A 6113-nucleotide genomic window follows, 5' to 3' on the forward strand; every position below is an offset into this window, starting at 1 on the left:
CACCCATCGTCGTCTCGCAGACCGTTCGTCTAGATCGGCACAGAAGCTCGCCGTTTCGGTCGTGACCCTCATCGTCGTCGTCCTGGCCGGCGGCCACCTTATGCACGCATGGTAGTTTGAAGAGTCACGGGCTGAAGCTGCCTGACGCAAGTCGGGATAGGTTTTTCGTTTCCGGCCGCCGGATCGTTAAAGGTTCGGCGCTAGCTGTCGCCCTCCAAGACTGGAGCATGGGCGATGGCCAGGGTCAGTCACCTAATCGTTGATGGCCTCGCGTTCGTTCTGGCTGGCATTGGGCTGGCTGCGGCAGTAATGGGCCAAGCGCCAAAACTGCCTGCCTCGACCATGCCGTCCCAGCTAGTGGTGGGGGCTTCGGTCGAGCCTGTCCAAACCGGCTCAATTGCGCCGAAAGGTAAAGGCACGGCCGCGAGCAAGACTGCCGATCGAATTGAAGCCCGGGTCGGGGCTGCAACTCCATCCTCCAAGGGCGCCGGCAGGATCTGGGTTGACCCACCGCATCGCTGGACCTCCAGCGGCCGTGAAGGGTCCGCGATCGATCAGGCAACGGGCTGGCGCATCCCATAACTATGACCGGCAGCAGTGTCAGATCGCAGACGTCAGGCCGCCGCCGTCTCCCCAGCTAACGCTTCGACCAGCAGGTCGAGCAAGTCAGCGGCGAACGACCGCATATTCGTCACGCGGTCAGCCTCACCGGTCTCGATTGTTATGACCCGCTCGACCGGGCCGCTTACCGCGATGCAGGTGTGTCCGGCAGCATCACCGTAGCGATTGCCGCTCGGGCCGGCCGCGCCGGTCTCCGCGATGCCCCAGGTGGCGCCATGGCGTTCGCGGACTGCTCGGGCGAGGAGTAGCGCATACGACTCGGAGGCCGACCGCAGCCCGGACATCTCAGCTTCGCCGATGCCGAGAAGGGCCGACCGCGCGGCCGCCGTGTAGACCACGGCGCCGCCGAGGAAGTATGCGCTGGCGCCAGGAACTGACAGCAGAGCCGCCGAGACTAGGCCGCCGGAGGAGGACTCCGCCACCGCGATGGTTTGACCTTGCTCGGTCAGAACCGCGCCGATCCGCTCGGCCTTCGGCAGCAGGCTGTTCACCAGGAGCCTCCCCGCTATTGCTCGGTCGTCGGCCACGTCGCGACGACATCACCGCCGGCACGCAACTCCACCCGGTGGCTGTGCGCATCGTCTCGTGTCTTGCATAGGTCGATTGCCGAAGCGAAGCGGGTCTGAGCGGCAATCTCGGTTTCGACGTCCTCGGAGATTACCTCTTGGTTGTCCCGGAAGGTAAGCACCCGAAAGGGCGGACGGCACTTCAGGTCGCTGGCTTCCATTGTCGATCCCTGGCTCAGACCAAGAGCGAACGCGTGTAGGCCAGTGGTGATCCCTGCCACCCGTGACCATGCTGCGATCTTGCCTCTTGGAAGAGGCGCTGGTGGCGAACCGATGATGGCGGCACGGACAAGCGCCCTATCTCGGCCGACGTTGGTCAACGAGAGGGCGTATGTCTCACTTCCAGGCTTCCCGCCATTCCGATCGCACAAGCGCGCAACTGAAAGCGGAGACCCGCGAGGCTACGTCGATCGAAATTCGGAACGAGATTGAGGCTGAACGCCAGGAAATCGAGGAACGCACCGAGCGGCTTAAAGCGATGCGGTTGGCGCGTGAGAACGCCGAAACCTAAGAGGCTCGCTAGCCAAGGCTACGTGCATCGCCGCGAGGATCCTGAGGGCGCGAACTGACATCCTCGCCCGGCGTTGCGGTGGTGAGGTCGCATGGTGCGGCTCCCAATCCGGAAACTTGATGACCTACACACTTCAACGCCTCGCCCCTGGCAGCTTCGATCTGATCCTCGACGGCAAGGTCGTTGGCAGCCTCGTCCGAGACGTGTCCGAGGACGGCAGAGAGGGTGATTGGATGGCTGAGACCCTGGATGACAGCCAGCCCTTCCCGGCGCCGTTCGAGCGCGAGAAGCACACATTCCGGACGCTGTTGGAGGCGGCTAAGTGGCTCGACGCGACTGTGCCCGATCTCTGATCCGGGCCACTGTCGGTAAAGAGGCAAGGTCGTCCGTGCGCGGCCTTGCACTAGACCCGAAGCCGTCGGCGTCATCTTGATCGAGGAGAACGGCGAGGGCCTGTAGCTCAATGGTTAGAGCCGACCGCTCATAACGGTCTGGTTGCAGGTTCGAGCCCTGCCGGACCCACCAATGTACGAGTTCGCTCGTTGAGGAAGCCTTCAAGGCCTGGCAATGGCGATCGAGACCTCGGCTAAGCGGTGTTCTTGTTGACAGCTTTGATGATGGGACTCTGAAGATCCTGGGCGATCTGCTCGCCAACCAGTCTGAGGAGTATGCGGGCGGCCAGTAGCATCTCGCTCGTGCCGTGTTTCTTCACAGCTTCATAAGCGGCGAGGCATGCATTCAGCATCGCCTCAGACCCATCCTCCTCGGACACAATCACCTCGCCCTTCGTTTTGCCGGGCAGCTATCACGTGTCCGAGAGAACCGCACAACCGACGGTTACACGGGTGTGGTATGCGGTTGAAATGATGCATACCCCAATTGCATGCGGGTCCGTGCTCCTCAATCGGCACGTGTATTATCCCTCGCCAGTTGCGTAACCGATGGAGATCATGAGCATGCCGAACGACGCTCCATCGCCGGCCCGTGCGGCGCAAGCCAACGCACAGCTGCAGCGTGTTGCTGCCGCCCTTGAGGTGCCGGTCGAGCATTTCTTTGGGCAGCCATCTTCCAAGTCTGACACCGCGGATATGGCCGAACTGCTTCGCCTCTGGCACGGCATCGCAGACACGGATGACCGTCGAGCTCTTCTCGCAATTGCCCGTGATCTCGTCGGTCGCAGCGCCCGCCAGCGCGTAGCCGCGGAGTAGCATCAACCGCTTTGGATCCCGCCGGCTGCATCGACGAGAACGGCGAGGGGCCGGGGGGCGGCCGAGGAAGACCGAGGAAGCCAGCTGATGCTTCTCTCCGAGCACCTGAAGGTAAAGGGCTACCTGAAGTGAGAAAGGCGGTTCTTGCTCTCATGTCGGCGGCCGCCCTCTTGCCTACGCTGACCAACGCTCAGACTGCCGACGAGATGCTGATGAAATCGGCCCGGTCCGTCGCCAGGATCATGCTCATCGAGCCGATCTGCGGGCCCTTTTACCTTCTCGATCGCAAGCGGCTGACCGAAGTTCAGGGCTGGATTGTGCAGGACGGCGTCGAGCGGTTTGGCACCGACACCTTGCGTCGGACGGTCGACCGCGTCAGGCCCGAGTTCATCAATGCGATCAAGCGCGAGGGTGCAGCTACATGGTGTCCCGCCCAGCGAGCTTTTTACCGCCCGCCTGGGCAGCCCGAGTTCATCGGCAGCCCGCTGGAATGAAGGAACGCACAGTGATCCGCTTCGCCCTTACGGACTGGCTCACCGGCCAGGGCTACGTGCGGCACCGTGAGGATCCAGAGGGAGCGAACTGATGACGGTCATGAACCTGGTTCTGCTTGTTCTCGCCCTGCTCGCGACCACGGTGATGGCGGTTGGCTGGTTACAGGATCCCGCGGCGCCGACACCGACGGAATGGTTCGTTGCGAAGGTCTCGGAGGGCGGCTCGTGGGCCGGACTATTCCTGACGCTGCTGGCCGTCGCCTATTTCACTTGGCGAGCGAGCCACGCGGCCGGGAAGGCTAAAGGCCCGAACTGACTGCTGCTGGCGTCATCTTCCTCGAGGCGAAGGCGCGCGCCTGGATGCTGATCGCGCTGGCATGATCGATGACAGTGACCCCGTCCTCGATGCCGTCGACGCGCTGCGGGCCGTCGGCGTCGCCGTTGTGCCGAACCTCAACCCTCGCGGCGACGGCCTAAGCTTCCACCCTCATACAGTATACGTGGCTGCCGACCCGCGTAGCTAACGCCAAGGTCGAACCGTGCAGAGCCCGCTTTGCGCGTACCCCTGGCTGGGTTGGCTACCTCGAAGTCGATGACCGAGCGCGCTGCACACTTCGCCTGGGCCACGTTGCAGACCACACGCAGGGTCCCGGGTCGAATAGCGTACCGGCGCAGCGGCCACTGTCGAATGGCGGCCCGCTTCTCGTTGACGAGCTGCTCCTGCGTGTAGGGACGACCGTAGAATTCCACCGTCGGTCCGTACATGTACGGTACGCCTGCGACTGCGCCGCCGTCGTTGGACGACCAGATCGCGAGGTAGCGCTCGGCGATAGTGGCCGTGCGCCGCTGCATCTCAGCCCCCGATAACGCCAGCGCCTGGGACGAACTTAGCGCAAGGCAGGCGCAAAGCAGCGGAAGGAACGGCCTCAGCATAGACGCGACTCCTGTGCGGGGGCGGGAAAACCTTAGAAACGGCCACCGGGTCCGGAGAGCCAGCGCATCAGACCATCCGAAGCAGCAACGTTCCGACGCGGCCCTGCGCGTCGCTGACCTTCGGACGACCAGTCGGATGCTTCCACGTGAAACTCACGCGAGCGGCCCAGTAGGGGGGCGTCCACACCAAACCCATCGCGACCCGCTAGTCGTACCGTTCTGTAAGGGCTTGCGGGGCGCGCTTGACTGGGCTCGGGTCGTCGGGCGGTCAGTCGAGCCTCGCCGACGGCATCGAGCGATGGCAGGTTCCGAGACGGGGCGGAATGTGGCTTCGACGTGGGGCGAGCTATGTTGGCGACCTGAGGGCGGGAACTCCCTCTCTCCTCGTTGAGGGCGTGCTGAGAAGGCTCCTGTGGCGCTGGCCGGACCCTTTCGACGGCCAACGCAGGCAGGGCTTGTCTGGCCCTCTCCGCAAGTCTGATCTCGCGACGTCTGCCACCGTCATCCAGCGGCTGCACAGGCGTGGGCACCGGCATAGCTTGTGGGATTGGCCCTCTTTTTCCACCAGCGTCGGAGGTAGAGCCCTCCGCAGATGCATCAGTAGGGCCAGGGGTGAACCGAAGCTTCGGAGAAGCTGGTTTCGAAATAGGAGCCTTGGTTGGATCCGACCAAGGCAGTGACCGTCCCTGGGCTTCAGCCTGCAATCGCTCGGTCAGAGAAGGCGCGGAGCCGTGCGACAGGTCCGGGGCGTCTGTTCGGACGTCACCACGGGACATGTACGCGCTCGTGCTGGCTACCCCAGCCACAAAGGCGATGCCGACCGCAGACAGAAACTTTGCTGACGCAGTCATGATCTACCTCGCAGAGACGGCAGGTAGTGTCATGGACCGCACGCGGCAACCGTCTAACCAGGACGGACGCCGTCACCGCTGGCAAAAAATGAGGCGTGGCCTTGAGTTACCGGTCGCTTGCCGAGCAGTTTAACCGCGCCGCCACGGCGGATGTAACCGTCGACGGCGACAATGGCGTTCTCCAACTACGCGACCTGATAGAGGCCCCTCCCGGGTAGCTCTACGCCGTAGCTGACTGCGCGTTCCGCAGCGCCACCTTGGATCAAGCCTGCCCGCTTGTGCTCGCCATAGCGTAGGCCCTCCCGCAGAGGCTCTGCTTTAGGTGGTCGATCACGTCGTCTGTGTTGCCGGCGCTGCTGTTGACGTTGATCGGCCCGTGCATGTTCGTCGTGTCCGTGCGGATGCTGGGCCGGCTGCTATCGTTGCTGCTGAGCGACGTTAGCAGCGGCGGATGGGTTGCCGTTCCACGCCGATGGGGCTGGAGTGGCCGCGAGAACTGCCAGGGCTGCCTTCGGCTGGACAATCGCGGCCGTGTCTCCTGAGGCCGGCCCCAGCCTGTTCACGCTTTAAGCGGCTTCAGAATTTCGAACCCAATACGCGCACGCTCGCGAAACTCGGGCGTGATGCAAGATGGGCCGGATCCCGTGATGACGTGGTTCGGCCCTGTGCCGTTCGGTCTATGGGCCGGAGCGACGTTCGCTATGCTGCGCTTGGTCAAGACGACGTGGTGGCGGTGAATGCTAAGCAATCAGCGGGCAAGTGCCTGCGAGGGGCACGGCGGAGGCGGGGCGCTCTGACAAAAATGCTTTTGGACTCGTATGTGAAGATACACAATCGTTAGTTGTAATGCGTCTGCGCCTAACAACGGGGCCGCGAAAGTGTTGCCTCAGTAGGAATAAGCTTTTTAAACCTGTTGCTGTCTTAACGAG

At 63.2% G+C, this 6113-nt stretch carries 8 protein-coding genes and 1 tRNA gene; 6 read left to right on the top strand and 3 right to left on the bottom strand.

Annotation, left to right across the window (positions count from 1 at the left end):
* Nucleotides 1-614 precede the first annotated feature (614 nt).
* Entirely contained in the window at nucleotides 615-1112 is a 498-nt protein-coding gene (locus OXS27_RS31430; RefSeq protein WP_243920282.1) for a CinA family protein, read from the bottom strand.
* Nucleotides 1113-1126: 14 nt separating this feature from the next.
* Nucleotides 1127-1348 (bottom strand): hypothetical protein, encoded by a 222-nt coding sequence (locus tag OXS27_RS31435; protein ID WP_243998951.1) that lies wholly within the window; start codon nucleotides 1346-1348, stop codon nucleotides 1127-1129.
* 170 nt (nucleotides 1349-1518) lie between these two features.
* On the opposite strand from OXS27_RS31435, the gene OXS27_RS31440 reads away from it, so the two are divergent.
* From OXS27_RS31440 to OXS27_RS31450, 3 genes are all read left to right on the top strand, one after another.
* Nucleotides 1519-1698 (top strand): hypothetical protein, encoded by a 180-nt coding sequence (locus OXS27_RS31440; RefSeq protein ID WP_267361584.1) that lies wholly within the window; start codon nucleotides 1519-1521, stop codon nucleotides 1696-1698.
* Nucleotides 1699-1817: 119 nt separating this feature from the next.
* Nucleotides 1818-2051: a hypothetical protein gene (locus OXS27_RS31445; protein WP_243920276.1), complete on the top strand. Its 234-nt coding sequence runs from the start codon at nucleotides 1818-1820 to the stop codon at nucleotides 2049-2051.
* Nucleotides 2052-2147: 96 nt separating this feature from the next.
* Nucleotides 2148-2223: transfer RNA gene (locus tag OXS27_RS31450), tRNA-Ile, on the top strand.
* 61 nt (nucleotides 2224-2284) lie between these two features.
* Here the strand turns inward: OXS27_RS31450 and OXS27_RS31455 are convergent.
* A complete protein-coding gene (locus OXS27_RS31455) occupies nucleotides 2285-2470 on the bottom strand; it encodes a hypothetical protein (RefSeq protein ID WP_267361585.1) in 186 nt (61 codons plus the stop codon).
* 178 nt (nucleotides 2471-2648) lie between these two features.
* Here OXS27_RS31455 and OXS27_RS31460 point away from each other — a divergent pair, with 178 nt between their 5' ends.
* The 3 genes from OXS27_RS31460 (at nucleotide 2649) to OXS27_RS31470 (ending at nucleotide 3716) form a co-directional block, all read left to right on the top strand.
* Nucleotides 2649-2906, top strand: coding sequence for a hypothetical protein (locus tag OXS27_RS31460; protein ID WP_243920272.1), 258 nt, complete (start codon nucleotides 2649-2651; stop codon nucleotides 2904-2906).
* A 152-nt stretch (nucleotides 2907-3058) separates the two neighbouring features.
* Nucleotides 3059-3400, top strand: a complete 342-nt coding sequence (locus OXS27_RS31465; protein ID WP_243920270.1) for a hypothetical protein — start codon at nucleotides 3059-3061, stop codon at nucleotides 3398-3400.
* 91 nt (nucleotides 3401-3491) lie between these two features.
* Nucleotides 3492-3716 carry a hypothetical protein gene (locus OXS27_RS31470; RefSeq protein ID WP_243920267.1) on the top strand — a complete coding sequence of 75 codons (225 nt, stop codon included), beginning with the start codon at nucleotides 3492-3494 and terminating at the stop codon, nucleotides 3714-3716.
* The last annotated feature ends 2397 nt before the right edge of the window (nucleotides 3717-6113 follow it).

Source organism: Methylobacterium sp. GC_Met_3 (genome assembly GCF_026540775.1).
In the GTDB taxonomy this organism is placed as follows: Bacteria; Pseudomonadota; Alphaproteobacteria; order Rhizobiales; family Beijerinckiaceae; genus Methylobacterium.